This is a genomic window from Nocardioides sp. Root122 (assembly GCF_001425025.1).
In the GTDB taxonomy this organism is placed as follows: Bacteria; Actinomycetota; Actinomycetes; order Propionibacteriales; family Nocardioidaceae; genus Nocardioides.
In genome coordinates, this window is sequence record NZ_LMDE01000011.1 from 321,030 (window position 1) to 344,741 (window position 23,712).

The following is a 23,712-nucleotide window of genomic DNA, read 5'->3' on the forward strand; positions in this document are numbered from 1 at the left end:
CGCGGGACCGACAATCGGGCGCCGGCCCCGCGGACGGGGTGTGGACAGAGCGGGCGGCCCCTCGGCGGGACCGTCCGAGGAGGTCAGGACAGGTCGACGATGGCGGCGACCGGGCCGCCGCCCTCGGGACCCTGGTGGGCCGCGGACACCGAGACGAAGACCGCCGGGTCGCCGGTCACGGCAGCGGTCACGCCGCCGACGGTGGCCTTGATCTGGCGGTGCCAGTGCACGTCGGAGTCGTCGAGCATGGCGTTGCGGCGGCCGCGGACCATGCCGTCCTGGCTGGCCTCGCACTTGAGGAACACGTTGACGAGCCGGCCGTCGAGGTCGCTCGTGCGCGGCCGCTCCGGCAGGTCGAGGCCGGCCGAGCGGATGGCCTCCCAGATGCCGTCGCTGTCGAGGGCGTCCTTCATCACCGAGTGGCCGATGCGGTACTTGCCGCCGACGCCGGTCGCGTTGCCGACCACCACGATCTGAGCCTGGTCGAGCTCGACGCCCGACGAGCACGAGGCCACCGAGGAGTAGAGCTCGCGGTTGTGCATCACGTCCGCGTCGGTCGGCATCTCGATCTCGCCGAGGGCGACGGCGATGCCGAGGCCGGTGGCGCCGTTGGAGAGGTCCATCGACTCGTGGGTGTGCTCGGTCCACACGGTCTTGCCGCGCGACTTGGCGTCACGGATGGTGTGGATCGTCAGCAGCGGGGTCTTGGTCTGCACGTAGTGCACGTCGGCGGGGTCGGTGATGCCCGCACGCTCCATGGCGACCTTCACGCCGGCGGCGACCTTCTCGATCATCGCGGTGTAGCCGATCTCCTCCGGCAGGAGCGGCTCGCTCATGGCGAAGCCGGCGGTGAGCCGCATCTCCTGGCGCGACGGGTCGTCCTCGGCGACGTCGGTGGTCGCGAAGATCGTCGCGTGGGGGCTGATCACGCCGTCGGTGCCGCCCGACCACACGATGGGGACGCCCTTGACCTGCTCGGGGTCGGCGCCCTTGGCGACCAGGGCCTCGCGGAAGGCGCGGTCGGCGATGATGCGCGTGTAGTCGTTGACACCGCCGTTGCCCTCGGTCTTGCCGATGATCGCGAAGACGCGGTCGGCCGCGATGACTCCCTCGTCGATCAGCTTGGTCAGCTCGGAGGCGTCGGCGACGGAGTGGATCGGGACCTTGCGGACTTCAATGGCGCTGGGCATGTCAGCACTTTCCTTTCGGGATGGGTTTCGAGGCTCGCTGCGCTCGCACCTCAACCACCGAGAGCGGTCGAGGACGAAGCGGGTACGACGACGGTGCCGGCGTCGCCGGCGACCGCTGCGGTGATCTGGTCGAGGCTGGTGATGACGCCCCGCTTGCCGGTGGTCTCGACGAAGCGGCAGACCGCGTCGACCTTGGGACCCATCGAGCCGGACGCGAAGTGGCCCTCGGCCGAGTAGGCCCGGAGCTCCTCGACGGTGAGGGTGCCGAGCGGCTCCGCCTCGGGCGTGCCCCACCGGACGACGGCGTTGGGCACGTCGGTGGCGATCACGAGCACGTCGGCGCCGGTGGTCCCGGCCAGCAGCGCGGCCCCGAGGTCCTTGTCGATGACGGCCTCGACGCCGGCGAGCGAGCCGTCCGGGCGGCGTACGTGCGGGATGCCCCCGCCGCCGTTGGCGACCACCACGAACCCGGCCTCGATGAGCGCGAGCACGGCGGGCGCGTCGAGGATCTCGCGCGGCTCGGGTGAGGCGACCACACGCCGCCAGCCCTTCTCGCCGCGGTCCTCCCACGTCTCGCCGTGGCCCATCAGGACCTTCGCCTCGGCCTCGGGCAGGTGGCGGCCGATCGGCTTGGTGGGGCGCGTGAAGCCCTCGTCGTCGGCGTCGACGAGGGTGCGGGTGACGAGCGCGGCGCTGCGGCGCTCGACGCCGCGGAGGGCGAGCTCGCGGTCGAGGGCGTCCATCAGCACGAAGCCCAGGGTCGCCTGCGTCTGCGCGCCGCACCAGTCGAGCGGGACCGGCGGCACGACGGCCGCGGCGAGCTCGTTCTTGACCAGGAGGTTGCCGACCTGCGGCCCGTTGCCGTGGGTGATCACGACCTCGTGGTCGTGCTCGAGCAGCCCGGCGACCGCGGCCATCGCGACCTCGGCCGCGGCGATCTGGTCCTCGGGACGGGCCCGGCCGTCGTCGTTCGTCATGGCGTTTCCGCCGAGTGCGAGCAGGACCCTCATGGACGCAACCGTAGTGATGCGCGACACGCGGCCCACCGGCAACAGTTGTCAGCAGCGCGTACGACGCTGGGCAGGTGTTGCCAAGGGACGCCTCAGGCGAGCGCGAAGTAGCGCAGGTAGACGTAGACCCACGCGACCAGCAGCGTCGCGACCGTCACCACGGCGCCGTACCTGGTGAAGCCCCAGAAGCTGATCGGCTCCCCCGCCTTCGCGGCGATGCCGAGGACCACCACGTTGGCCCCGGCCGCCACGGCGGTCGCGTTGCCACCGAGGTCGGCACCGAAGACGAACGCCCACCACAGCGGGCTGTCCGCACCGGTGGCGCCGGTGCCGGCCACCATCTCCTCGACGACCGGCACGGTGGCGGTCGTGTAGGGGATGTTGTCGACGAAGGCGCCCACGACGCCCGAGCCGAAGAGCAGGGCCGTCGCGCCGAGCAGCTCGCGGTCCCCCATCGCCTCGGCCGCCCACTCGCTGATCGCCCCGATGACACCGACCTGCACGAGCGCGCCGACGAGCACGAACAGGGCCATGAAGAACGCGAGGGTCCCCCACTCCACCTCCTCGAGGAACTCCTCGGGCTCGGTGCGGGAGACCAGCACGGTCGCGCCGGCACCCATCATCGCCACGACCGAGGGGTCGAGGTGCAGGACCGTGTGCAGGCTGAAGGCGACCATCACGAGGAACAGCACCACCAGCGAGCGGCGCAGCATCCGCACGTCGGTGATCGCGTCGGCGGGCCGCAGGTCGTCGAGGCCGTGCACGTCGCCCATCACCTGCATGTCCTCGCGGAACAGCCAGCGGGCCATCACCACGAAGAGCACGAGCAGGATCACGGTCAGCGGCAGCGAGTGGACGAGGAAGTCGTCGAAGCTCAGCCCGGCCCGGCTGCCGATGATGATGTTGGGAGGGTCGCCGATCAGGGTGGACATGCCGCCGATGTTGGAGGCGAGGATGAGCGAGATCAGGTAGGGCGCCGACGGCAGCGACAACCGGCGGCACACCGACAGGGTCACCGGGGCGACCAGGAGCACGCAGGTGACGTTGTCGAGGATCGGCGCGACGGCGGCGCCGACCAGCACCAGCAGCACGAGCAGCTTGTAGGGATGCCCGCCCGACTTCTTCGCCGCCCAGAGGGCCAGGAACTCGAAGAGCCCGGTCTGCTTGAGGACGCCGACGATGATCATCATCCCGAACAGCAGGAAGATGACGTTCCAGTCGATGCCGGTGCGCTCCTCGAAGAACGCGGTCTCCGCGTCGACGACGCCGAGGACGACCATGCCGGCGACCCCGCCGAGCGCGGCGGCCACGCGGTGCACCCGCTCGGTGGCGATGAGGGCATAGCTGACGATGAAGACGGCCAGCGCGGCCGAGGTGAGGATCACGGCGCCCCTGCCTTCGCACGACGCCGCACGCCGTACGCACGGGCGGAGCCGGACCACTCGTCCAGGTCCTCGGCCCAGCCGGCCAGGCGGCCGTAGCGGCTCACCGAGCGCAGCCGGTCCTCCACCTCGGCCACCTGCCCGCGCGCGGCGACGACGAGCACCTGGTCGCCGGTCCGCAGCACGCTGCGCGGCTCCGGCACGAGGACCTCGCTGCCGCGGGTGACGAGCGCGACCGCCGAGCCGCCGGGCAGCCGCAGCTCCCCGATCTCGACCCCGGACAGGCGCGAACCGGGCTCGACCTCGAAGCGGAGCAGCACCGCGTCGAGCCGGTCGAGGGTGGCGAAGCCGATCGACACCTTGTGCACGAAGCTGCCCTTCTCCTGCCACCGGGGCTGCCGGCCGCGGCCGACCGCCAGGCCGATCGCGAAGCCGATCGCCGACGCGAGGAGGGCCACCGACACGGCCACCTCGAGGACGTACGGCGGGTCGCTCATCGGGTGCCTCCGGTGAGCCGCGCCTCGACCTCGGTCACTGCGACGGCCGTGGCCACCGTCCCCGCCGGGAGCGCGCGGTTCACCTGCTCGGGCCACCGGTCCTGCAGCGCCTCCAGGTCGTCGACCAGGGTGCCCACCGCCAGCCGCCGGAGCGCGGTGCCGACCGTCTCCTCCGCGACGCGGACCACGTCGTCGGTCGGCACGAAGTCCTGCCCCGGCTGGACGCGCCGCACCTCCAGCGTCAGGTCGGCCAGTGCCACCACGTCGACCCCGTCGCGGGTGCGTGAGCGGACGACCAGCGGGAGGACCTGCGGCCCGGTGGGCAGCACCTCGAACTGCTCGAGGACCGGCCAGCGCGCGAGGAACCCGCTGCGCCGCGCGCGCACGACGCGGTCCTGCCGCACGACCAGCGCCAGCTCGCCGGGACCGACCCGGCGTACGCACGTGAAGGTCACGTACAGCAGTCCCGGGCCGACGATGACGAGCCAGACGACCCACGCGGCGCCCGTGGGGTCGACGGCGGTGTTCTCGTCCGGTGGGGGCATGCCGCCAGTCTTGGGACTGCGGACCGCGGAACCCATGGGGGCTGGACCCCATCTGGGAGGGTGACCGCATGCGCGTGCCCACCCACCTGCCGTTGTTCTGGACGGTCTGCCTGATCAACGGCGTGGTCTTCGTCGTCGGTGCGCTGGTGCTGGTGCTCTCCCCGGCGAGCGTGTCGGCCGACCCGGTGCCGTCGGAGATCGTGGTCATCGTCCTCGGGCTGACCGTGATGCTCCTGACCAACGCGCTGCTGATCCGGTGGGCCCTCGCTCCCCTGCAGCGGCTGATCACCCGGCTCGAGGGGATCGACGACCTCGCACCCACCCGGCTGCCCGAGGAGGGGTGGGGGCCGGTGCGCGGGATCGCGGAGGGCGTCAACGGGCTGATGGCCCGGCTCACCGAGGAGCGGCGTGCCGGTGACGCCCGCGCGCTCGCGGCCCAGGAGGCCGAACGGCACCGCATCGCCCAGGAGCTCCACGACGAGGTCGGGCAGAGCCTCACCGTCGTGCTCCTCGGGCTCAAGCAGCTCGAGCGGCTGGCGCCGGCCGAGCTGGTGCCAGAGCTCGGCGCGGTGCGGGAGAGCGCCCGCGCCGGCCTCGACGACGTACGCCGGGTGGCGCGGCGGCTGCGCCCCGGGGTGCTGGAGGACCTCGGGCTCGCCAGCGCGCTCGCCGCACTGGCCACGGACTTCGCCGACCACAGCGCGGCGTCGGTGCGGCGCACGTTCGCTCCCGGCCTGCCCGCGCTCAGCCCCGAGGCCGAGGTCGTCGTCTACCGGGTGGCGCAGGAGGCGCTGACCAACGCCGCCCGGCACGCCGACGCGCAGGCCGTCGAGCTGTCGCTGCAGAAGCTCGGCGACAGCGTCGTCCTGGAGGTCCGCGACGACGGGCGCGGCTTCGAGGGCCTCACCGACGGGTCGGGGCTGATGGGGATGCGCGAGCGGGCCGCGCTGGTCCGGGCCGAGCTGTCGGTGATCAGCCGGCCGCGGCACGGCACGACGGTGCGGCTCAAGGTCCCGGTGGGAGGCCCGGCGTGATCAGGATCCTGCTCGCCGACGACCACACCCTGGTGCGCCGCGGCGTTCGGCTGATCCTCGAGCAGGAGCCCGACCTCGCGGTCGTCGCCGAGGCTGCGGACGGCGCCGAGGCGGTGGAGCGGGTGCGCGACACCGAGGTCGACCTCGTCGTGCTCGACATCGCGATGCCGCGGATGACGGGCCTGCAGGCCGCCGCCGAGATCGCCCGGCGGCGGGAGCCGCCCAAGATCCTGATGCTCTCGATGCACGACAACGAGCAGTACTTCTTCGGTGCGCTCAAGGCCGGGGCGAGCGGCTACGTCCTGAAGTCGGTCGCCGACGAGGACCTCGTCGGCGCCTGCCGCGCGGCCATGCGCGGCGAGACCTTCCTCTACCCCGGCGCCGAGAGCACCCTGGTCCGCGACTACCTCGACCGGCTGCGCCGCGGCGAGCGCGTGCCCGCCTCCGTGCTCACCGCCCGCGAGGACCAGGTCATCAAGCTCATCGCCGAGGGCCGCTCGTCGCGCGAGATCGCCCGTGACCTGCACATCGCGCTCAAGACCGTCGAGGGCCACCGTGCCAACATCCTCGGCAAGCTCGGCATGCGCGACCGGGTCGAGCTGACGCGGTACGCCATCCGGGCGGGGCTCATCGAGCCCTGATCCGCGCCGGGGGCGCCCGGATCGCGCACGTGCGGCGCTTCTGGCCCTGCGGAACCGTTCCGGGGGGCCACTACCGCCGCACGTGCGAGCGGCGGTGTCAGGCAGGGTGGGGCTCGCCGCGCAGGACGCGGCTCATTGCGCCACCGGCTCCAGTGCCGAGGTCACCTCGACGACGTCCGCGCCGTACTCCTCGTCGACCCAGGCCTGGATGGAGCCGTCGTCGTGGACGACCGGCAGGTCGACACGGTTGCTGATCGTGCCGAACTGGGGCGTCAGGTTGCCTGGGAGGTCGCGCAGGTCCTCCACGACCTGCTTCAGCCTGGCCTCGGTGTTGGCGACCCGGGTGACGCAGAGCGGGCCGCCCCACACCTCGCGGAGGGCGGCCTCGGCGCGCTCCAGGTCGTCGGTGACACCGACGTTGAGGATCGTGTAGCGGGGGTCGTTCATGGCCATCTCGATCTCGAGCGAGGGCTCGCCGGAGTCCTCCCAGCCGGGCCATGCCGGGTTGATCGACTGGTCCCCCCAAGCGATGCCGTAGTCGGGCAGCGCCTCGGCGACCCGGTTCGCATCTCGCTGTGCCGACTCGGTCGTGATCGCGCGATCGACGACGGCCCAGCCGCCGGCAGGCTCGTCGCAGGGCGTGCTGAAGTCAGTGGTGTCGTCGGGCCAGTCATCCTCGGTCGCCGGGCGGGCCTCCGTCGCGGCGAGAGTCGTCCCGTCCCACGTGCCCTGCACGACGTACGAGCCCCACCGGGCGCCACCGGCGGACTCGGCCTCGGGGTGGTCGTCCCAGTCCCAAGCGCCAACCGCGGGACCGTCGCACTCCGGCGGCGTCGCCCACGCCGCACCGGCCAGGCACATCACCGGACCGTCGCCGTCGTCCAAGATCATCGTGACGGTCCGGACCGGGCCGTCCGCCGGCAACGCGGCTGTCGGCGAGGCAGCCGGGACGCCCGGTGCCCCCTGGCTGCTCGTCGCGTCACCGCAGCCCGTCAGCGCGGCGGCGAGCAGCAGCGCCAACACGATCCCCCGTCCCATGCCGGAAGCATCGGGTCGGCCACCGGGCCGCGCAAGCGCTGTTGCCCGATCGTGACGTGCGCCGCCCGGATCGCGCACGTGCGGCGCATCTGGCCCCTGCGTCGTCATTCCGAGGGTCACCACCGCCGCACGTGCGGAACGCCTCGGTCAGGACTGGGGCAGGTTCCACCAGGTGTCGAGGCGCGGCACGGCGGGCGTCGTACGCCCCTCGCGGAGCACGCGCGCGAGGCGCAGGAGGTACGCCGCGATGCCTGCGGTGCCCTGCATCCACCCGACGCCGGGAGGAAGCAGCGGGTCGTCGTTGCGGTGCTCGGTGAACCGCCAGCACGCCCGGTCGCGGTCCACCAGGGCGCGCTCGACGAGTGCGTCGCCGAGCACCTGCGCGAAGGCGAGGTCGTCCGCCACCCCGCGCCGCTGCCAGGCGTCGAGGACGACGTCACCGACCCCCGCCGTGCCGCAGCAGCGACCGTCGTTGTCCCAGAAGCCGGGGCGCAGGCGCCCGGGGATCCCGGACGTGCGGAGGCTGTGCAGGCACCGGCGCTGCCACTGGGCGGGGGTCTCCCCCGCAACCGCGTCGACGCCGGCGTGCTCGAGGGCCGTGAAGAGCAGGGAGGTGCCCGTCGGGCCGTGGCACCAGGTGTAGGTGACCTCGTCCATGTCGGGGTCGCGCGGGATGACGTGCGGCACGACGAAGCCGTCGTCGTGCGTGTCGCCGAGGGTGACGAGGTGCTCGGCGCCGCTGCGGGCGGCGTCGACCAGCTCCGGGCGGCCGAGCTCCGCGCCCGCGACGGCGAGCGCGGCGGCGATGCCGGCCAGTCCGTGGGACCAGTTGGGCATCTGCATGTCGCCCCGCTCGGCGCGCACCGCCTCCGTGAAGCGCGCCGGCACGAAGGGCCAGTTCGTGCCCGCCTCGGTGGGCTCGCCCTCGGCGAGCAACAGGTCGGCGGTGCGGTGGGCCAGCTCGGTGGCGTCCGGCACGCCGTGGCGGTGCGCCCACACCGCGCCGAGGAGGTTGCCCGCCGTGCCGAGGGTGGCGTCGTTGACCCGGGTGTGGGGCGGGAAGCGCGGCGGCTCCATCCACGGCTGCTCCCAGCCGTCGTCGCCGCGGAGCTCGGCCAGGCGGGCGATCGCCGCGTCCGAGCCGTCGGCACCGAGCGCGGAGAGCACGCCCAGGTGGCTGACCAGGCCGTCGAAGTACGAGTACCCCGTCTCTGCGGGCAGCCGCGAGCGGATCCGGGTCGCGATCGCGTCAGCCAGGCGCGACTCCTCCTCGGTCCATGCGCGGGCCTGCCGGACCTCGGCCAGCACGTGGGCGAGCCCGCCGATCCCGGAGTGCATGCCGTCGCGGTCCTCGGGCGGCCCGTCCTGGTGCGGCACGGACTCGGGGATCCACGGACCGGCGTCGTCCCACCGGACCTGGTCGAGGACCCAGCGCCAGGCGGCCTCACCCAGGTCGGCGTACTGCTCGGGAGTCGTCACCCGCCGATCATGGCACCGCGGCTATCGTGACCGCACACGACGCAGCGGGGGTTGCCATGGCCAGTCGACGACGGCTCGAGAAGTACGGCGAGCACTACGAACGCCCGAAGATCATCGACACGCAGGACGCGTTCCTGCTGCTGCCGGTGTTGCTGCTCCTGCTCGGCGTGGTCGCGCTGATCGCCTTCCTCGGCTAGCTCCGCCCGAGCAGCGCGTCGAGCACGCGGGTGCCGACGGGCAGGCCGTGGGCGTCGTAGTAGGCGAACATGGCCGTCAGCCAGGGATGGGTGCCGGGGTCAGGCACCCTGCGGACCTCCACGCCCGCCTCGGACGCCAGCTCCCGCACGGTCGCGACGCGCGTGGCGAGCTCGTACGTCGCGCCGACGTGGCCGGGCTCGGTGAGGACCACGGCGGCCGCGCGACCGAGGTCGGCGAGGTCGAGGAAGCCGAACGGCACGTCCGGGGAGTAGGGCAGGTCGAGTGCGCCGGTGAGGTCGAGGTTCTGCAGGTAGGCGCCGGGCTGCAGGACCGTCCAGTCGAGCCCGGAGCGGCGGACCAGGTCCTCGCTGACGGCCTTGCCCATGTGGTGCGGCATCGCGGGCGCGTAGGGCGAGGCGACCGAGTGGTGGACGACGCGGCGCACGCCCGCGACCGCCAGCGCGTCGAGAGCCGCGGCGACGTACGCCGGCTCGTCGGGGTGCAGGTTGGGCGCGATGACGTATGCCGCGTCGCAGCCGGACACCGCTGCCGCCAGGTCGGGCCAGTCGGCCCGGCCCAGCGGCAGCGTCCCCACGTTGAGGGTGGCGAGCGCGTCGCAGACGGCACGCCCGGTCTTGCCGTGCCCACCGATGACCGCGACGCGTGCCGTCATGGTCAGATCCGGTCGACCTCGGCGAAGGCGGCGCCGTCGGCGAGCGAGGAGAAGCCCGGTCCACGGTCGAAGAACGCGTCGTCCTCGCGGCTCCACGCGGCCCGCGACGAGCGCTCCGCGGAGGTCGCGGCCGCGTCGAAGCCGAGGTCGCCGGCGTCGGTCGAACCGGTGAGCACCACGCCGTAGTCGCTCAGCGCGGCCCCGGCCGACACCTTGCCCCACACCACGTCGCGGACGACGAGCTCGGGGTCGCGGGCCAGCGGGTCGCCCCAGCCGCCGCCACCCGTCGTACGGATCCGCACGACCTGGCCGGCCTTGACGACCTCGGCGTCGGCGAGGGCGTCGACCTCACGCTCGTCCGGGCCGCCCGGGTCGATCACGACCTGGAACGGCGAGCCGGCCTTGCCGCCGCGCACGCCCCAGCAGGCCAGGATCGAACGGTCGGCGATGGACATGAAGTGCGCGTCCTTGAGCATCCGGATGTGCTTCTCGTAGCCGAGCCCGCCGCGGTACTCCCCCGCGCCGCCGGAGTCCTGGGCCAGGCCGAGGCGCTCGACGATGAACGGGAAGCGGGACTCGGTGAACTCGGTCGGCAGGTTGCGCGAGTCGGGGACGACGTGGATGGTGTCCTCGCCGTCGGCGTAGTAGCGCCCGCCGGAGCCGCCGCCGAGCACCTCACGCATGAGGTAGTCGTTGCCGTCGAGGTCCTTGCCGTAGACGCCGGTGTAGCGGATCGTCTCCTGGTCGGCCGGCATCTTGCCGTCGACGGCCTTGGCCACCACGCCGGCGAGGACACCGAGCAGCCGCAGGATCACGAACGTGCGAGCGTTGGTCGGGCCCGGGTGGATCGGGGTGAGCAGCGTGCCCTTCTCCGGGAAGCGCATCTCGATCAGCGGCACGATGCCCTCGTTGACGTCGAGCTCGGCCATCCGCTCGGGGGTGTCGGCGAGGTTGCGCAGGATCGGGGCGAGCCACTTCTTGAGGAAGTTGCCGCCGACGTAGTCGCCGCAGTGGTTGATCGGGCCCTTGGCCTGCGCGCTGGTGCCGGTGAAGTCGATGATCAGGCGCGGACCGGCCGGGCGACCGTTCTCGGGGTCGGCCGGGGCGTCGCTGACCTTGGTCAGGGTGATCCGCTGCGTGTGCAGCTGCGGCTCGTCGACGCCGTCGTGCTCGGCGTAGTCCTCCCAGACGTAGGTGCCGTCCGGGATCTTGGACAGGATCTCGCGGCGGTAGGTCTCGGTCGTGGCGTCGAGGATCGCGTCGAACGACGCCTCGATCGCGTCGCGTCCGTAGCGCTCGAACAGCTCCCCGAGGCGACGCGCGCCCATCAGGCAGGCCGAGCACTCGGCGTCGAGGTCGGCCGCGAGGCTGTCGGGCATCCGCGAGTTGCGGGTCATGATCCGCAGCGCCGACTTGTTGGGCACGCCGGCGTCCCACAGCTTGATCGGGGGGACCGCCAGGCCCTCCTCGTAGACGGTGGTGGCGTTGCTGGGCATGGAGCCGGGGACCGCGCCGCCGATGTCGTCGTGGTGGCCGAAGGCCTGGACGAAGGCGACGACCTCGCCGTCGTGGAAGACCGGCACGGTGACGCACAGGTCGGGCAGGTGGCCGATGCCGCCCTCGGACTCGTAGACGTCGTTGTGGAAGAAGACGTCGCCCTCACGCATCTCCGCGATCGGGTAGTCGCGCACGATCGGGTGCACGAGCGCGCTGTAGGAGCGGCCGGTGAGCTTGCGCAGCTGGCGGTCGTGAATGCCGGCGCGGAAGTCGTGCGCGTCGCGGATCATCGGCGAGCGGCTGGTGCGACCGATGGCGGTCTCCACCTCCATCTCGACGCTGGCCAGCGTGCCCTGGACGATCTCGACCAGGATCGGGTCGACCGTCGTCCCCTCGGCCGTCAGGCGGCCGCCGTGCTCGTAGGCGGTCGGCAGGCCGGCCGGGTTGACGGGCTTGGCGGTGACGTACGCCGGGTCCACTGCGCGGGTGCTGAGGTCGGTCATCGGGCCGACTCCTTCCGGATCACGAGGTTGGCCCAGTCGTCGACCACGACCTCGAAGCCGGGATGGACGGGGATCGTCGAGCCGAACTCCTCGACGATGGCGGGGCCGCTGAAGCTGTCGCCGGCACCGAGGTCGGGGCGCCAGATGACGGGGGTGTCGACGTAGCCCTGCCCGGCGTCGAAGCAGACCGGGCGGCGGCCGCGGACGGCGTGTTGCGGCACAAGCTCCTCTTGCCGCAAGCGGCTGCGAGGCTGCACAAGCCCGCTCCGCCCCGACTCCGTCGGTGCGGAGGGTGCTCGTTTGATCTCGGGTCGGGTGATCGGGCCGATGCCGGTGACGCGGAGGTTGACCCACTCGACCTGCTGGTCGCTGTCGCCGCGGAAGTCGTAGCCGTAGAGCTGGCGGTGGTCGGCGTGGAAGGTCTCGGCGACCTGGGCGACGTAGGCCTCGTCCACGACGCCTTCCGGCGCGGCAACCCGCACCTCGAAGGCCTGGCCGACGTAGCGGACGTCGATGGTGCGCTGGAAGCGGTGCTCGGCCGCGGGGAAGCCCTCCTTCTCGAGCGCCTCGCGGGCCCGGTCGGTGAGGTCGTCGAGGACGGCCTGCACGGCCGCGTGGTCGAGCGCGGACTCCTTGGCGACGTGGGTCTGCACGTAGTCGTTCTTCACGTCGACGGTCAGCAGTCCGAAGGCGCTCACGTTGCCCGGGTTGGGAGGTACGACGACGCCCGCGAGGTCCAAGATGTCGACGAGCCGGCAGGCCAGCAGCGAGCCGGAGCCACCGAAGGTCGTCAGCATGAAGTCGCGCACGTCGAGACCGCGCTTGACGCTCACCTGGCGCAGCGCGTTGGCCTGGTTCCAGGCGGAGATCTCCAGGATCCCGGTCGCGCAGGTCTCGAAGTCGAGGCCGAGCTGCTCCGCGAGGTCGGCGATGCCGGTGCGGGCCGCGTCGACGTCGAGGGGGATCTCGCCGCCGAGCAGGTGGGGAGGGATCCGACCGAGCGTCACGTGGGCGTCGGTGATCGTCGGCTGCGTGCCGCCCTTGCCGTAGCAGAGCGGGCCGGGGTCGGCACCGGCCGAGTGCGGCCCGACCTTGAGCGTGCCCTCGGGCGAGAGCCAGGCGATGGAGCCACCACCGGCGCCGACGGTCACCACGTCGATCATCGGGATCTTGCTGGGGTAGGCGCCGACCGTGCCCTCGGTCGTGAGGGTCGGCTCCCCGTCGAGGACGACGGACACGTCGGTCGACGTGCCACCGCCGTCGCAGGTGAGGATCTTCGGGAAGCCGGCCACCTTGGCGATCAGCGCGGCACCGAGCGCGCCCGCCGCCGGACCGGACAGCACGGTCGTGATGGGCTGGTGGACGACCTCGTCGGCCGACAGCACGCCGCCGTTGGACTTCATCACGTAGAACGGGATCTCGTTGCCGGTGAAGTTGAGCAGGCGCTCGGAGATGTTGGTGACGTAGCGGCTGACGTTGGGCTTGACCGCCGCGTCGACCAGCGTGGTCATCGCGCGCTCGTACTCGCGGTACTCGCGCAGCACCTCGCTGGAGATCGACACCACCGCGTCGGGGTGCTCGCGGCGCAGGATCTCGCGCATCCGCAGCTCGTGGTCGTCGTTGGCGTAGGCGTGCAGGAAGCAGACACCGATCGTGGTGATGCCCTGGTCGCGGAACCAGCGAGCCGCAGCGACCGCGGCGTCCTCGTCGAAGGGCCGGATCTCGGTGCCGGTGAAGTCGAGGCGACCGCCCACGGTGCGGACCCGGTCGGCCGGCACGATGCGGTCGGGCTTGACCCAGAAGTAGGAGTTGCCGTAGCCGTCGGGCACGGACTGGCGCGCGATCTCGAGCATGAACTCGTAGCCCTCGGTGGTGATGAAGCCGAGCGCCTCGACCTTGCCCTCGAGGAGCTTGTTGGTCGCCACCGTGGTGCCGTGCGACACGGCGCTGATGTCGCTGCCCGTGGCCCCGACGATGTCGAGGATCTTCTCGATGCCGGCGATGAAGCCGTCGGCGGGGTTGCCCGGCGTGCTCGGGGTCTTGGTGGTGACCAGCTCCCCGGAGTCCTCGTCGAATGCCACCACGTCGGTGAACGTGCCACCGGTGTCGATGCCGATCCTGATCCGCCGCTGAGTGGAACCGGGCGTCGCGTCCTGCGTCATGGGGACGATTCAACTGGGGCGCCGTAGCGACCACCACGGCAGAGATTGCCGACGAACCGCTCGTTCTCCGGCAATCCTTGCCGTGGGTCGCGGGCGCGTCGCCACCGTTGCTGAGGGGCCGGTGCGGAGAAAGGTGAAGGGCCCTCGCCGGTATGAGCGGCAAGGGCCCTTCGGGCGATGTGCAGGTCGCCGAAGCGTCCAGCTCATCTGGTGACCGGTCGTGGTGATGCTCCCGGTCGATCACTCCCTCGGTCCGGCCCCAGCCACCGCATCACCCGGTGCCTGCGACGATCCCCGGCGAACCGGTTCCCGTCGTGCGGACCCTCCTTCCGGAGCCATCCCGCCTCCCCTTGCGGGGCTGCGTAGGGAGAGTTCTATGCCCGTCGTGGAGGGCTCCGCAAGGGGTTCGGCGACGCATTTCCCACATACTTCGGGTTCCGGCGTGTCGTCCCCAGCCGGACCCCCTTCATCCCCAGCGGTCAGGACTTCTCCACACCTTCCTGCACACCTCTCTGCACAGGCACGCGCACGTGCTCGTCATCGTCGAAGTCACCATGGAGGTCGCCGTGGAGGTCGCCGTGGAGGTCGCCGTCGAGGACCCGGGAGAGCACCTGGTCGAGGGTGAGCCGGGCGCCCTCGGCGCGCAGCTCCTCGAAGCGCTCGTCGCCGAGGCCCTCGCGCAGCGCGGCCACCACCCGGGCGTGCTCGGGGACGTCGCCGGGGTGGCGCCGCGCGCCGAGGACCCGCAGCGCCTCGTCGCCCGCGCCGACGAGGACCGCCCCGAGCTCGGAGCGCCCCAGCGCGTGCTCGGGTCCGGCGAGCTGGGAGATCGTCCAGGCCGCCATCAGCCGGCGGCCCTGCGACCAGCAGATGCGCAGGGCCTGGTGGGTGAGGCGGCGCGCCTCCTCGGGGTCGCCGCGGTGGTCGGCGAGGTAGCTGAGGTTGGACAGGAACACGCTGACGTACATCTCGTCGCCGAGGTCGCTGGAGATCTGCAGGCCCTCCTCGTAGGCCTCGCGGGCCAGCTCGTCACGACCGGCCACCCGGGTCAGCTCGCCGCGGATGTTGAGCACCTGGGCGACGAGCGCCGGGCTCCCGACGCCGCGACCGAGTGCCAGCGCCTCGTCGTTCATCCGCAGGGCGAGCTCGATGTGCCCCGCCTCGTCGATGTAGGTCGCCGAGGTGACCGCGAGCCCGTAGGCGACCAGCCGGGTCTCCCCCAGGCTGCGGAACAGCTCGGTCGCGCGCTCCCAGTGCACCCGCGCGTCGGGCCGGTGCGACGGGAACGCCATGAAGCCCGCGGCCAGGTGGATGCGCGCCGAGACGAGCGGCTCCAGCTCGTCCTCCACCGCGAGCATCTCGTCGATCCAGCGCAACCCCTCGGCGTGGTGCCCCTCGAGGAACCAGTAGGCGCCCAGCGCCGCGGTGATGCGCCCGGTCAGCGGCACGTCGCCCGCCCGCGCGGCCCAGGCGTGGGCAGCGCGGACCTCCTGGAGCATCTCGCTGATGTCGTCGAGCCAGCGGTCGGTCGCGTCGGTCCAGCGCCGCTCGTAGAGGTCGTCGAGGTAGCCGGAGAAGTACGCCGCGTGCGCCGCCCGCGCCGCCTCCCTGTCCCCGTCGGCCAGCCGGGCGGCGTGGTCGCGGACCAGCGCGAGCATCCCGAAGCGGGGCTCGTCGCGGTAGCCCGTCGTGCGCCGGACCAGGCTGTGGTCGACGAGCACGCTGAGCGGGTCGACCACGTCCCCGTCCGCCCAGACCGCCTCGACAGCCTCCAGCGGCACCGCGCCGTGGAACACCGAGAAGAGCGCGAACAGACGCTGCTCCGCCGGGCCCAGGAGCTGCAGGCTCCAGTCGATCGTCGCGGGGATGGTCTGCTGGCGGTCGGGCAGGTGCCGCCCGGCGCCGGCCGACGAACCGAGCCGGCTGGTCAGCCGCTCGCGCAGCAGCGAGGGCGACAGCGTGCGCAGGTGGCCGCCGGCGATCTCGATGGCGAGCGGGAGCCCGTCGACCGCCCGGCAGATGGCGGCGACGTCGTCGGCGTGCCGGGCCAGCTCGAAGTGGGGGTCGACCGCCGTCGCGACCTGGTCGAAGAGTGCCACCGCGTCGGAGAGGACGCCGGTGCCGCTGTCGCCGTCGAGGGCGAGCGGGTGCACCTCGTGGACGCGCTCCCCCGCCACCCGCAACCGGGCCCGGCTGGTGACCAGCACCCGGATGTCGGCCGACCACTGCAGCATCCGCGACACGAGGTCGGCGGCCTCGACGACGTGCTCGAAGTTGTCGAGCACCAGCAGCAGGGTCTGGCGTTGCAGCGCCTCCTCGAGCATCTGCACCACGTTGGCGTTGTCACCCGCGCGCACGCCGAGCTCGCTCACGGTCAGCTCTGCGACGAGGCCTGGATCGGCGATCTTGGTGAGGTCGACGTAGCAGGCCCGCTGCCCCGTCGCCTCGACCCATCCGTGCGACACCTCGGCCGCGAGCCGCGTCTTGCCGACGCCGCCGATGCCGAGCAGGGTCACCAGCCGGTGGTCCTCCAGCAGGGAGAGGACCGCGGCCACGTCGCGGTCGCGTCCCACGGTGGGGGTCGCGGGTCGGGGCACCCGGCTCGCGCCGGTGCCGTGGGCCAGGCTCGCCGGCTCGAGCGGTGGCATCGCCCGGGCCCGGACGTGCAGCGCCCGCGCCGCCGGTCCCGGCTCGGCACCGAGCTCGTCGCGCCACACGCGGGCCATGGCCTCGAGCCGCCGGAGCGCCTGGCTGCGGTTGCCGGCCTCGACGTGCTGCTGCACCAGTCGCAGGTGCGCCTCCTCGTCGAGCGGCTCGGCGGCGACCAGCTCGGCCCAGCGCCCGGCCGAGCGGAGCAGCTCGAGGTAGGCGACCCGCAGCCGCTCGCGCTCGGCGTCCGCCCACGGCTCGTAGAGGTCCTCGGGCAGCAGGTCCCCCCGGTAGAGGCCGATCGCCTCCTCCACCGAGGCGGGGTCCGCCGACACCCGGTCGAACCGCTCGACGTCCACGACGACGTCGGCCTCGGGCAGCAGGGCGACGACGTCGCCGGCCAGGACGACCGCCGAGGGCACCCCGACCGCCGTACGCGCGTAGTGCGCCGCCTTGTGCAGCCGCGGGGCGGCCTGCTCGAGCAGCAGATCGGGCCACAGCAGGTCGACCACCTGCTCGCGTGGCAGCTGCCGGCCCGGGCGGAGGGCGAGGAGCTTGACGAGCGTCGCCGCACTGCGGCGGGTCCAGGCGTGCGCGGCGACGGCGCGGCCGTCGACGACGACCGCGAATCCTCCGAGGAGGTTGATGTCGACGTGCACCGCACCCTCCCAGCCACGAGCGTTGCGACTCTACGCCCGGGCACGCCGCCGGCTCGACGCCATTTTCGGGGGATCGCCGCGCGTGGCCGCGGCCGGCGGGGTGCGCTCAGGGCGCCGCCCCGGCCGGTGCGAGCGCCTCGAGATGCTCGACCTCCTCGGCCATCGCGGCGCTCAGCCGGTGCAGCAGCGACCGGATGCCGGTGGCGTCCCAGTCGTAGGTCGCCACCCGCTCCGTCGTCGCGACCAGGTCGCGCGAGAGGCGGTCCCGGACCCGCTGGTAGTCCGCCAGGGCGACGTCGTCCGCGACGGCACCGCCGTGCGCGGCGAGCACCTGCCTGGCGAGCATCTCGGCGTCGCGCAGCGCACCGGTCATGCCGTGGGAGGTGATCGGGTCCTTGAAGAGGCCCGCGTCCCCGACCAGGGCCCACCCCGGGCCCCAGGGCCGGCGCACGAAGCCCGGCACGCCGCCCCACCCGCGGACCGTCGAGAGCGGTCGGAGCCCGTGTGCGCGCTCGACCGCGGCCGGGCCGGCGGCCGCCAGCAGCTCGGAGACGGCGCGGTCCACGCCGAGCCGGCGCAGGCGGCGCATCCGGGCCGGGGTGGTCGACACGAACAGGCAGGACGCGCCGGCGTTGGTCGGGATGAGCCCCGCCGCCGCACCGGCGCCGTAGGTCCACTCGTAGGCATCGGCGCCCGGGTCCTCGACGTAGCGGTAGAGCACGGCGCTCGCGGTCCGGCCGCTCCACGTCGTGGTGGCGCCGACCTGCTCGGCGACGCGGGAGCGGATCCCGTCGGCGCCGACGGTGAGCCGGGCCGCGATGTCGACCTGCGCGCCACTGCCGGTCCGGGCCACCACCCCGGCGACGCGCCCGGCGGGGTCGCGGCGCAGGGACGTCACCGTGGTCTCCTGCAGCACCTGCACGCCGGCGTCCTCGGCCGCCTCGACGAGGAGGCGGTCGAGGACGTGCCGGCGAGGTGCGTAGAGCGAGTCCACACCGGCGCGCGGCCTGATGGCCACGGACAGGTCCTCGCCGTCGGCATGGTGGAAGACGGTACGGCGGATCGCCGGGGTCCCTGCCGCCACCACGTCGCCGAGCACGCCCCAACGGGAGAGCTGCAGGACCCCCGCGCGCATCAGGGCGTGCGTCGACACCGTGCCGCTCCCCCGCCGCCCGCGGTCGAGCAGCGCGACCGAGAGGCCGGAGCGGGCCAGGAGGAGGGCCGTCGAGGCGCCGGCGACCCGGCCACCGACCACGACGACGTCGACGCCGTTCATGCCGCGGGCTCCTCGGCGTCGGACAGCGGGGTGCGCAACCCTCCGGCCCCACTGGAGGCGAGCAGGTGGGACACGACGGCAGCGGCGTCGTGCCGCGCACCGTCGATGTAGCCGGAGTCGCGACGGTGCTGGAACCGCTGGCCGACGACGTACACGCCCTCGGCGGGCGTGACGCCGCGGCGCTGGCGGATCGTCCCGTCGGCGTCGATGATCGGCAGGCGCAGCCAGGGGTGGTGCGGCCGGTAGCCGGCCGCCACCAGCACGGTGCCGATGCCCTCGGCGGCCAGGTCGAGTCGGGTCGGCGCGCTTGCGACGGCGACCGGTCGCGGGCGGGGGCTGTCCCACAGCTGACCGCCCAGGCCGACCCGGTCGACAAAGCGGTCGAGGCTGTCGAGGAAGCCGTCGAGGGCGGCGTCCGCGGCGCCGACGGTGGCGGCGAGGTCGTCACGCAGGCGGGCCGTGCGGCCCTCGACCGCCTCGATCCGTCCGACCAGGCGCACGCCGCGGGCCTGGAGGCCGCCGAGGTCGAGGTCCTGGGTGGCCCGCTCCGGGTCGGCGCGACCGACGAGCTGGAGCGAGGTCTCGGCCCGCGCAGCGACGGCGTCCGGGACGTCGTCGATGGTGCGCGCGAGCCGGCCGGTGTTCTCCAGCCACCAGAAGATGTCGAGGCCCCGGTAGCGGCGCGGCATCCGCGTGTGCCGGCCGACGGCGATCGTCACGTCGCGTCCGGTGCGGTTGAGCTCGTCGGCGATCTGCAGGCCGGACGCCGAGGCGCCCACGACGAGCACGCCGCCGGCGGCAAGGCCCGCGGGGTTGCGGTAGCGGTTCGAGGTGACCACGTCGACGCGGTCGGTGTCGGTGCCGGCGAGGCCCGCGGGCACGTACGGCGTCCCGTGCGGCCCCGTCGCGATGACGACGTGCCGCGCGTGCCAGGTGCCCCTGCTGGTGGTGACGCGGTAGGCGGCGCCGCGGCCGGGCGTCGGCGCGACCTCGTGGACGGTCGCCCGGTCGACGACCGGCGCGCCGAACGAGGCGGCGTACGCCTCGAGGAGTCGGATGAAGGAGCCGACGCCGAGGAAGCCGTCGGGGTCGGGACCGGTGTAGCTCCAGCCGGGGAGCCGGGTCATCCAGCTCGGCGTCAGCAGGTGCAGGGAGTCCCAGCGCTCGGTGCGCCAGCGGTCGCCGACGCGGCCGCGGTCGAGCACGACGTGCTCGCGACCGGCGTCCGTGAGCAGCCTGCTCACGGCCAGGCCGGCATGGCCGGCGCCGATCACGACGGTGTCGATGGTGGTCATGCAGGTGTTCCTCTCGAGCTTCTCCCGCGCGCAGCCGGCCGGTGCGGACCGGCCGGCTGCGCGCGGTGGGGTGGTCAGCCCGTCACGACCTCGATCGCGACGGGCGTGGGGTTGGTCAGCGCGTCGTAGACGGCCGAGCGGCGACGGGACTGCTCGACGATCTCGCGCAGCGTGGCGTCGTCGGCGTCGCCCTCGATGCGGAAGGTGACCTTGACCTGCTCGTAGCCGTTGCGGACCGAGCCGCCCGAGAGGCCGAGGATCCCGAGCAGGTCGATGTCACCGGTGACGGTCGACGAGACGTGGGTGAGCCGCACGCCGCGGGCCGCCGCGATGTTGGCGATGCCGGAGGTCAGGCAGGCAGCGATGGCGTGGAGCAGGTACTCCACGGGCGTCGGGCCGACGTCGGTGCCGACGAGGACGGCCGGGTGGTCGGACTCGACCACGGTCTCCTGCTCGTGCTGCAGCTCCTGCATCGCGCCGTGGAAGCCGGCGAAGGTGGAGCGGCTGTGCGTCCCGGACACCCAGCTGTTGGCGGCCCGGAACTGGAACCGGGCGATCTCGTTCGTCTGCTTGACCGCGTCGCGCGTGCCGAACAGCGTGGCGACGTCGACTCCGTTGAGCGGGGCCTGGTCGGTGGTGATGCTCATGCGTGGTTCTCCTGCTTCTCGTGGGTGGTGGCGGCGCAGACCGTGGGGTCGCGCCAGACGACGGCGGTGCCGTCGAGGACGACCACGTCGTCCTGGTTCGTGACGCTCGTGGCGAGCGTGGTGACCGGCTTGTCCTCGCGGGTCGCGAGGACGACCGCGGCGGCGGTGATGACGTCACCCGGGCGCACCGGCGCGAGGAAGCGCCACGCGACCTCGAGGAAGACGCTGCCCGGGCCGGGGAGCTGCTCGGCGACGAGCGCGTTGAGCAGCCCGGAGGTCACGCCGCCCTGCACCACGATCCCGCCGAACCGGGACCGTGCGGCGAGCGCGTCGTCGAAGTGGAGCGGGTTGCGGTCGCCGGTGATCTCGGCGAAGAGCTCGATGTCGTGCCGGGTGACGGTCCGGGTGAGCCGGGCCGAGGCGCCGACCTCGAGCGGGGTCTGGGTGGTGGCCTGGGTGGTGGTCATGGCGACGAGGTTGGCCGGACGACCTTCCGCAGGCCTTCCCCGTTCCTTCCCCCGCGGGGGCAGGTCGTCGGAAGGGCGCCGGAAGGTGCCCGCCCCACCCTCGGTGCGAACCCGAAGGAACCGATCAGGAGCACCTCATGCACCACGCACTCAACGTCACCCTGGCGAGCTCACGCGAACGTGAGCTCCGCACCGTCGTACGCCGTCCCGACCACGTGATGGCCCGGCTGCTCGAGCTGGAGAAGGAGGCGTCGTGACGCACCCACCGACCCATCACGTGCACGTCCACGTGCGCCTGCGCGACGGCGGGTCCGCCCTGCTCCGCCCGCTCGCGGGCGGAGAGGTCTCCGTCGTGGAGGCCGTGTTCGAGGGACTATCGTCGCAGTCGCGCCGCCGACGCTTCCTCGTTCCGATGCCGCGGCTGCCGGGCGGTCACCGACGCACCCTCGCGGACGTCGACGGAGATCGACACGTCGCCTGGGTGGCGCTGGTCCACGGCATCCCCGTCGGCCTGTGCCGCTTCGTGCGGACCTCCGCCGACTCCGCGGAGCTGGCCTTCGAGGTCGTCGACGAGCACCAGGGCCGGGGCATCGGCTCGGCCTTGGTGGACGCCGTCACCACGGTCGCCCGCGACCGCGGGATCACCTGGCTGGAGGCGACGGTCGAGCCCGGGAACGCGGCGTCGGAGGCCCTCCTGGCCCGCGCCGGCGTACGGCTCGTCGCCGCCGACGGCCTGCTCGAGGGCCGCGGCACGCCGCGTGCGGTCCGGTGGTCCTCACCGGTGAATCCGCGCGCCGTGCTGGCCCTGGCTGCTCAGCCGGCGAGCAGCTCCTCGACGGCCGCGGCGACCTCGAGCAGCTGGCGGTCCGAGCCGTGCCTGGCGACCAGCTGAACGCCCACGGGCAGCCCGTCGGGCGTGGTGCCGGCCGGTACCGAGATCGCGGGGCAGCCGGTCACGGTGATGAAGTACGCCGACCGCATCCACGCCAGGTAGTCCGGCATCTGCTGGCCGTTGATGGTCTCGGGGAACTCCTGCTCCACCGGGAACGGCGGGACCTGTGAGGTCGGCAGCAGCAGCACGTCGTGGTGCTCGAAGAAGACGCGCATCGTCTCCGCCAGCGCGGTGCGCTGGGTGTAGGCCCGCGCCACGTCCGCGCCGGTGAGCGACTCGCCGGCGCGGATATTGGCCTCCAGCGACGGCTTGAACGACGTCGGGTGCTGGGCCAGCAGGTCGGCGAACTTCGCCTGGAAGTGCCATGCCCGCAGGGTGCGGAACGTGTCGTCGGCGAGGGAGAGGTCGGGGTGTGCCTCGACGAGAGCGCTGCCGGCACCGGCGAGCCGCTCCGCCGTGGCGCGTACGACGTCTGCGACCGCGTGGTCGACCACCAGCGCGCCGCCGAGGTCCACCGAGCACGCCACCCGCAGCCCCCCGAGGGAGGCCGGGGTGAGCGGCGGCGCGAAGGCCGAGCCCGGGTCACCGAGCGCGTGCGGCGCGCGCGGGTCGGGACCGGCGAGCACCGACAGCAGCAGCGCCAGGTCGCCGACGTTGCGCGCCATCGGGCCACCGACCGAGGTGGTCTCCCACTGGTTGTAGAGCGGCCACTCGGGCACGCGTCCCCACGACGGCCGCATGCCGACCACACCGCAGAACGACGCCGGGTTGCGGAGCGAGCCGCCCATGTCGGAGCCGTCGGCCAGGGGCACCATGCCTGAGGCGAGCGCGGACGCCGCTCCCCCGCTCGATCCGCCGGCCGAGCGTGACGGGTCGACCGGGTTGCGGGTGACGCCGAAGACGGTGTTGAAGGTGTGCGACCCGGCCGCGAACTCCGGCACGTTGGTCTTGCCGACGAAGACCGCGCCCGCGCGCCGGACCCGCTCGACGAGGAGGTCGTCGTGGTCGGCGACCGCGTCGGCGAAGATCGGCGACCCGTAGGTCGTGCGCCAGCCTGCGAGTGCGTGGGTGTCCTTCACGGCGAACGGCAGCCCGTGCAGGGGGCCGACCTCCTCGCCGGAGGCCTGTGCCTGGTCGGCCACCGCAGCCGCCGACCGGGCGCGCTCGGCGTCGAGCGAGACGATCGCGTTGAGCTCGGGGTTGCGCTCCTCGATGCGGTCGAGGTGCAGCTCGAGCAGCTCGGCTGCGGAGATCTCCCCGGAGCGTACGGCGGCCGCCTGGGCGCGCGCGGTGGAGTCGACGGTCAGGTCGGTCATCGCCGACGACCGAAGATCCCGCCCACCACGACGCCGAGGACGACGAGGCCCGCACCGACGGCGACGCCGGTGAGGAAGTCCTGCTGGGAGCCGGCGGCGGAGACCTTGGCGGGGGCGGTGAAGACCGCCCCGGCCGGGGCGGGCGCGCCGGGCTCGACCGTCGCGCCCTCGGGCGCGGCGACCGCTGCGGCGGCCGGGCCGCCGGCGATCGCGGCGTCCACGTTGCCGAAGAACTCCCCGGCCATCCGGCGCGAGACGCTGGTCAGCATCCGCTGGCCGACGCCGCCGATCATCCCGCCGACGACGGCGTCGGCGTCGTAGGAGACCTTGGTCGAGGAGCCCTCGGGCGTGAAGCGCACGTTGACCGTGGCGCCGATGGTGCCCGGCGCACCGGCGCCGTCGAGCTTCATCACCAGCGACTCGTGCTCCACCAGGTCGGTGAGCACGCAGGAGCCGGCGTAGGTGCCCTTGATGGAGGCGACGCCGGCGGTCACGGTCATGGCGTAGGCGTTGTCGCCCGGCTTCGAGTCCAGTGCCTCGAGGCGCTCGCAGCCCGGGATCGTGCGGACCAGGACGGACGGGTCGAGCAGCGCGTCCCAGGCCTGCTCGACGGGGGCGGCCAGGACGTTCTCTCCGGTGAACTTCATGTGGTGGCTCCTTCT

At 73.2% G+C, this 23,712-nt stretch carries 21 protein-coding genes; 4 read left to right on the forward strand and 17 right to left on the reverse strand.

The genetic code is table 11. From position 1 onward, the window contains the following. Positions 1-83 precede the first annotated feature (83 nt). From ASC64_RS14380 to ASC64_RS22120, 5 genes are all read right to left on the reverse strand, one after another. Complete coding sequence (locus ASC64_RS14380; protein ID WP_056908215.1) at positions 84-1,190, reverse strand: ring-opening amidohydrolase; 1,107 nt, start codon at positions 1,188-1,190, stop codon at positions 84-86. 50 nt (positions 1,191-1,240) lie between these two features. Beyond that, entirely contained in the window at positions 1,241-2,200 is a 960-nt protein-coding gene (locus ASC64_RS14385) for a carbamate kinase (RefSeq protein ID WP_056908216.1), read from the reverse strand. Positions 2,201-2,292: 92 nt separating this feature from the next. Then, positions 2,293-3,585 carry an SLC13 family permease gene (locus ASC64_RS14390; protein ID WP_056908217.1) on the reverse strand — a complete coding sequence of 431 codons (1,293 nt, stop codon included), beginning with the start codon at positions 3,583-3,585 and terminating at the stop codon, positions 2,293-2,295. Further along, positions 3,582-4,079, reverse strand: coding sequence for a TrkA C-terminal domain-containing protein (locus ASC64_RS22115; protein WP_056908218.1), 498 nt, complete (start codon positions 4,077-4,079; stop codon positions 3,582-3,584). The genes ASC64_RS14390 and ASC64_RS22115 overlap by 4 nt, the downstream gene beginning before the upstream one ends. Continuing rightward, a complete protein-coding gene (locus tag ASC64_RS22120; protein ID WP_056908219.1) occupies positions 4,076-4,624 on the reverse strand; it encodes an SPFH domain-containing protein in 549 nt (182 codons plus the stop codon). Before ASC64_RS22120 ends, ASC64_RS22115 begins: the two co-directional genes overlap by 4 nt. Positions 4,625-4,692: 68 nt before the next feature. On the opposite strand from ASC64_RS22120, the gene ASC64_RS14405 reads away from it, so the two are divergent. Together ASC64_RS14405 and ASC64_RS14410 are read left to right on the forward strand one after the other, a co-directional pair. Next, positions 4,693-5,658 (forward strand): sensor histidine kinase, encoded by a 966-nt coding sequence (locus tag ASC64_RS14405; RefSeq protein WP_200937771.1) that lies wholly within the window; start codon positions 4,693-4,695, stop codon positions 5,656-5,658. Next, on the forward strand, positions 5,655-6,299 hold the full coding sequence (locus tag ASC64_RS14410) for a response regulator (RefSeq protein WP_200937772.1): 645 nt from the start codon (positions 5,655-5,657) through the stop codon (positions 6,297-6,299). The genes ASC64_RS14405 and ASC64_RS14410 overlap by 4 nt, the downstream gene beginning before the upstream one ends. Positions 6,300-6,431: 132 nt before the next feature. Here the strand turns inward: ASC64_RS14410 and ASC64_RS14415 are convergent, their stop codons facing one another. Then, positions 6,432-7,337, reverse strand: coding sequence for a hypothetical protein (locus ASC64_RS14415; RefSeq protein WP_056908220.1), 906 nt, complete (start codon positions 7,335-7,337; stop codon positions 6,432-6,434). A gap of 147 nt (positions 7,338-7,484) precedes the next feature. After that, positions 7,485-8,816 carry a lanthionine synthetase LanC family protein gene (locus ASC64_RS14420; protein ID WP_056908221.1) on the reverse strand — a complete coding sequence of 444 codons (1,332 nt, stop codon included), beginning with the start codon at positions 8,814-8,816 and terminating at the stop codon, positions 7,485-7,487. A gap of 56 nt (positions 8,817-8,872) precedes the next feature. On the opposite strand from ASC64_RS14420, the gene ASC64_RS22125 reads away from it, so the two are divergent. Next, positions 8,873-9,013 (forward strand): hypothetical protein, encoded by a 141-nt coding sequence (locus ASC64_RS22125; protein WP_156385209.1) that lies wholly within the window; start codon positions 8,873-8,875, stop codon positions 9,011-9,013. Here ASC64_RS22125 and ASC64_RS14425 read toward each other — a convergent pair. From ASC64_RS14425 to ASC64_RS14460, 8 genes are all read right to left on the reverse strand, one after another. After that, entirely contained in the window at positions 9,010-9,687 is a 678-nt protein-coding gene (locus ASC64_RS14425) for an SDR family oxidoreductase (protein ID WP_056908222.1), read from the reverse strand. The two genes, ASC64_RS22125 and ASC64_RS14425, sit on opposite strands and share 4 nt — an antisense overlap. 2 nt (positions 9,688-9,689) lie before the next feature. Then, complete coding sequence (locus ASC64_RS14430; RefSeq protein ID WP_082550492.1) at positions 9,690-11,687, reverse strand: hydantoinase B/oxoprolinase family protein; 1,998 nt, start codon at positions 11,685-11,687, stop codon at positions 9,690-9,692. Then, on the reverse strand, positions 11,684-13,849 hold the full coding sequence (locus ASC64_RS14435) for a hydantoinase/oxoprolinase family protein (protein WP_056908223.1): 2,166 nt from the start codon (positions 13,847-13,849) through the stop codon (positions 11,684-11,686). Before ASC64_RS14435 ends, ASC64_RS14430 begins: the two co-directional genes overlap by 4 nt. 479 nt (positions 13,850-14,328) lie before the next feature. Then, complete coding sequence (locus ASC64_RS14440) at positions 14,329-17,157, reverse strand: ATP-binding protein (protein WP_056908224.1); 2,829 nt, start codon at positions 17,155-17,157, stop codon at positions 14,329-14,331. A 106-nt stretch (positions 17,158-17,263) separates the two neighbouring features. Next, positions 17,264-18,433, reverse strand: coding sequence for an NAD(P)/FAD-dependent oxidoreductase (locus ASC64_RS14445; RefSeq protein WP_056908225.1), 1,170 nt, complete (start codon positions 18,431-18,433; stop codon positions 17,264-17,266). Beyond that, entirely contained in the window at positions 18,430-19,728 is a 1,299-nt protein-coding gene (locus tag ASC64_RS14450) for a flavin-containing monooxygenase (protein WP_056908226.1), read from the reverse strand. Before ASC64_RS14450 ends, ASC64_RS14445 begins: the two co-directional genes overlap by 4 nt. 74 nt (positions 19,729-19,802) lie before the next feature. Continuing rightward, positions 19,803-20,375 (reverse strand): OsmC family protein, encoded by a 573-nt coding sequence (locus ASC64_RS14455; RefSeq protein WP_056908227.1) that lies wholly within the window; start codon positions 20,373-20,375, stop codon positions 19,803-19,805. Further along, positions 20,372-20,842 carry a MaoC family dehydratase gene (locus tag ASC64_RS14460; RefSeq protein WP_056908228.1) on the reverse strand — a complete coding sequence of 157 codons (471 nt, stop codon included), beginning with the start codon at positions 20,840-20,842 and terminating at the stop codon, positions 20,372-20,374. Before ASC64_RS14460 ends, ASC64_RS14455 begins: the two co-directional genes overlap by 4 nt. Positions 20,843-21,095: 253 nt before the next feature. On the opposite strand from ASC64_RS14460, the gene ASC64_RS14465 reads away from it, so the two are divergent. After that, positions 21,096-21,734 carry a GNAT family N-acetyltransferase gene (locus tag ASC64_RS14465; RefSeq protein ID WP_082550493.1) on the forward strand — a complete coding sequence of 213 codons (639 nt, stop codon included), beginning with the start codon at positions 21,096-21,098 and terminating at the stop codon, positions 21,732-21,734. Here the strand turns inward: ASC64_RS14465 and ASC64_RS14470 are convergent. Together ASC64_RS14470 and ASC64_RS14475 are read right to left on the reverse strand one after the other, a co-directional pair. Beyond that, complete coding sequence (locus ASC64_RS14470; protein ID WP_056908230.1) at positions 21,656-23,050, reverse strand: amidase; 1,395 nt, start codon at positions 23,048-23,050, stop codon at positions 21,656-21,658. The genes ASC64_RS14465 and ASC64_RS14470 overlap by 79 nt on opposite strands. Next, positions 23,047-23,697, reverse strand: coding sequence for an SRPBCC family protein (locus ASC64_RS14475; protein WP_056908231.1), 651 nt, complete (start codon positions 23,695-23,697; stop codon positions 23,047-23,049). The genes ASC64_RS14470 and ASC64_RS14475 overlap by 4 nt, the downstream gene beginning before the upstream one ends. Between the last annotated feature and the right edge of the window lie 15 nt (positions 23,698-23,712).

Coding starts and splice junctions, on each gene's coding strand:
- ASC64_RS14450 (WP_056908226.1), bottom strand. CDS start 19,728: ATGACCACCATCGACACCGTCGTGATCGGCGCCGGCCATGCCGGCCTG.
- ASC64_RS14470 (WP_056908230.1), bottom strand. CDS start 23,050: ATGACCGACCTGACCGTCGACTCCACCGCGCGCGCCCAGGCGGCCGCC.
- ASC64_RS14475 (WP_056908231.1), bottom strand. CDS start 23,697: ATGAAGTTCACCGGAGAGAACGTCCTGGCCGCCCCCGTCGAGCAGGCC.
- ASC64_RS14415 (WP_056908220.1), bottom strand. CDS start 7,337: ATGGGACGGGGGATCGTGTTGGCGCTGCTGCTCGCCGCCGCGCTGACG.
- ASC64_RS22125 (WP_156385209.1), top strand. CDS start 8,873: ATGGCCAGTCGACGACGGCTCGAGAAGTACGGCGAGCACTACGAACGC.
- ASC64_RS14435 (WP_056908223.1), bottom strand. CDS start 13,849: ATGACGCAGGACGCGACGCCCGGTTCCACTCAGCGGCGGATCAGGATC.
- ASC64_RS14385 (WP_056908216.1), bottom strand. CDS start 2,200: ATGAGGGTCCTGCTCGCACTCGGCGGAAACGCCATGACGAACGACGAC.
- ASC64_RS14405 (WP_200937771.1), top strand. CDS start 4,693: ATGCGCGTGCCCACCCACCTGCCGTTGTTCTGGACGGTCTGCCTGATC.
- ASC64_RS22120 (WP_056908219.1), bottom strand. CDS start 4,624: ATGCCCCCACCGGACGAGAACACCGCCGTCGACCCCACGGGCGCCGCG.
- ASC64_RS14460 (WP_056908228.1), bottom strand. CDS start 20,842: ATGACCACCACCCAGGCCACCACCCAGACCCCGCTCGAGGTCGGCGCC.
- ASC64_RS14430 (WP_082550492.1), bottom strand. CDS start 11,687: ATGACCGACCTCAGCACCCGCGCAGTGGACCCGGCGTACGTCACCGCC.
- ASC64_RS14455 (WP_056908227.1), bottom strand. CDS start 20,375: ATGAGCATCACCACCGACCAGGCCCCGCTCAACGGAGTCGACGTCGCC.
- ASC64_RS14380 (WP_056908215.1), bottom strand. CDS start 1,190: ATGCCCAGCGCCATTGAAGTCCGCAAGGTCCCGATCCACTCCGTCGCC.
- ASC64_RS22115 (WP_056908218.1), bottom strand. CDS start 4,079: ATGAGCGACCCGCCGTACGTCCTCGAGGTGGCCGTGTCGGTGGCCCTC.
- ASC64_RS14425 (WP_056908222.1), bottom strand. CDS start 9,687: ATGACGGCACGCGTCGCGGTCATCGGTGGGCACGGCAAGACCGGGCGT.
- ASC64_RS14445 (WP_056908225.1), bottom strand. CDS start 18,433: ATGAACGGCGTCGACGTCGTCGTGGTCGGTGGCCGGGTCGCCGGCGCC.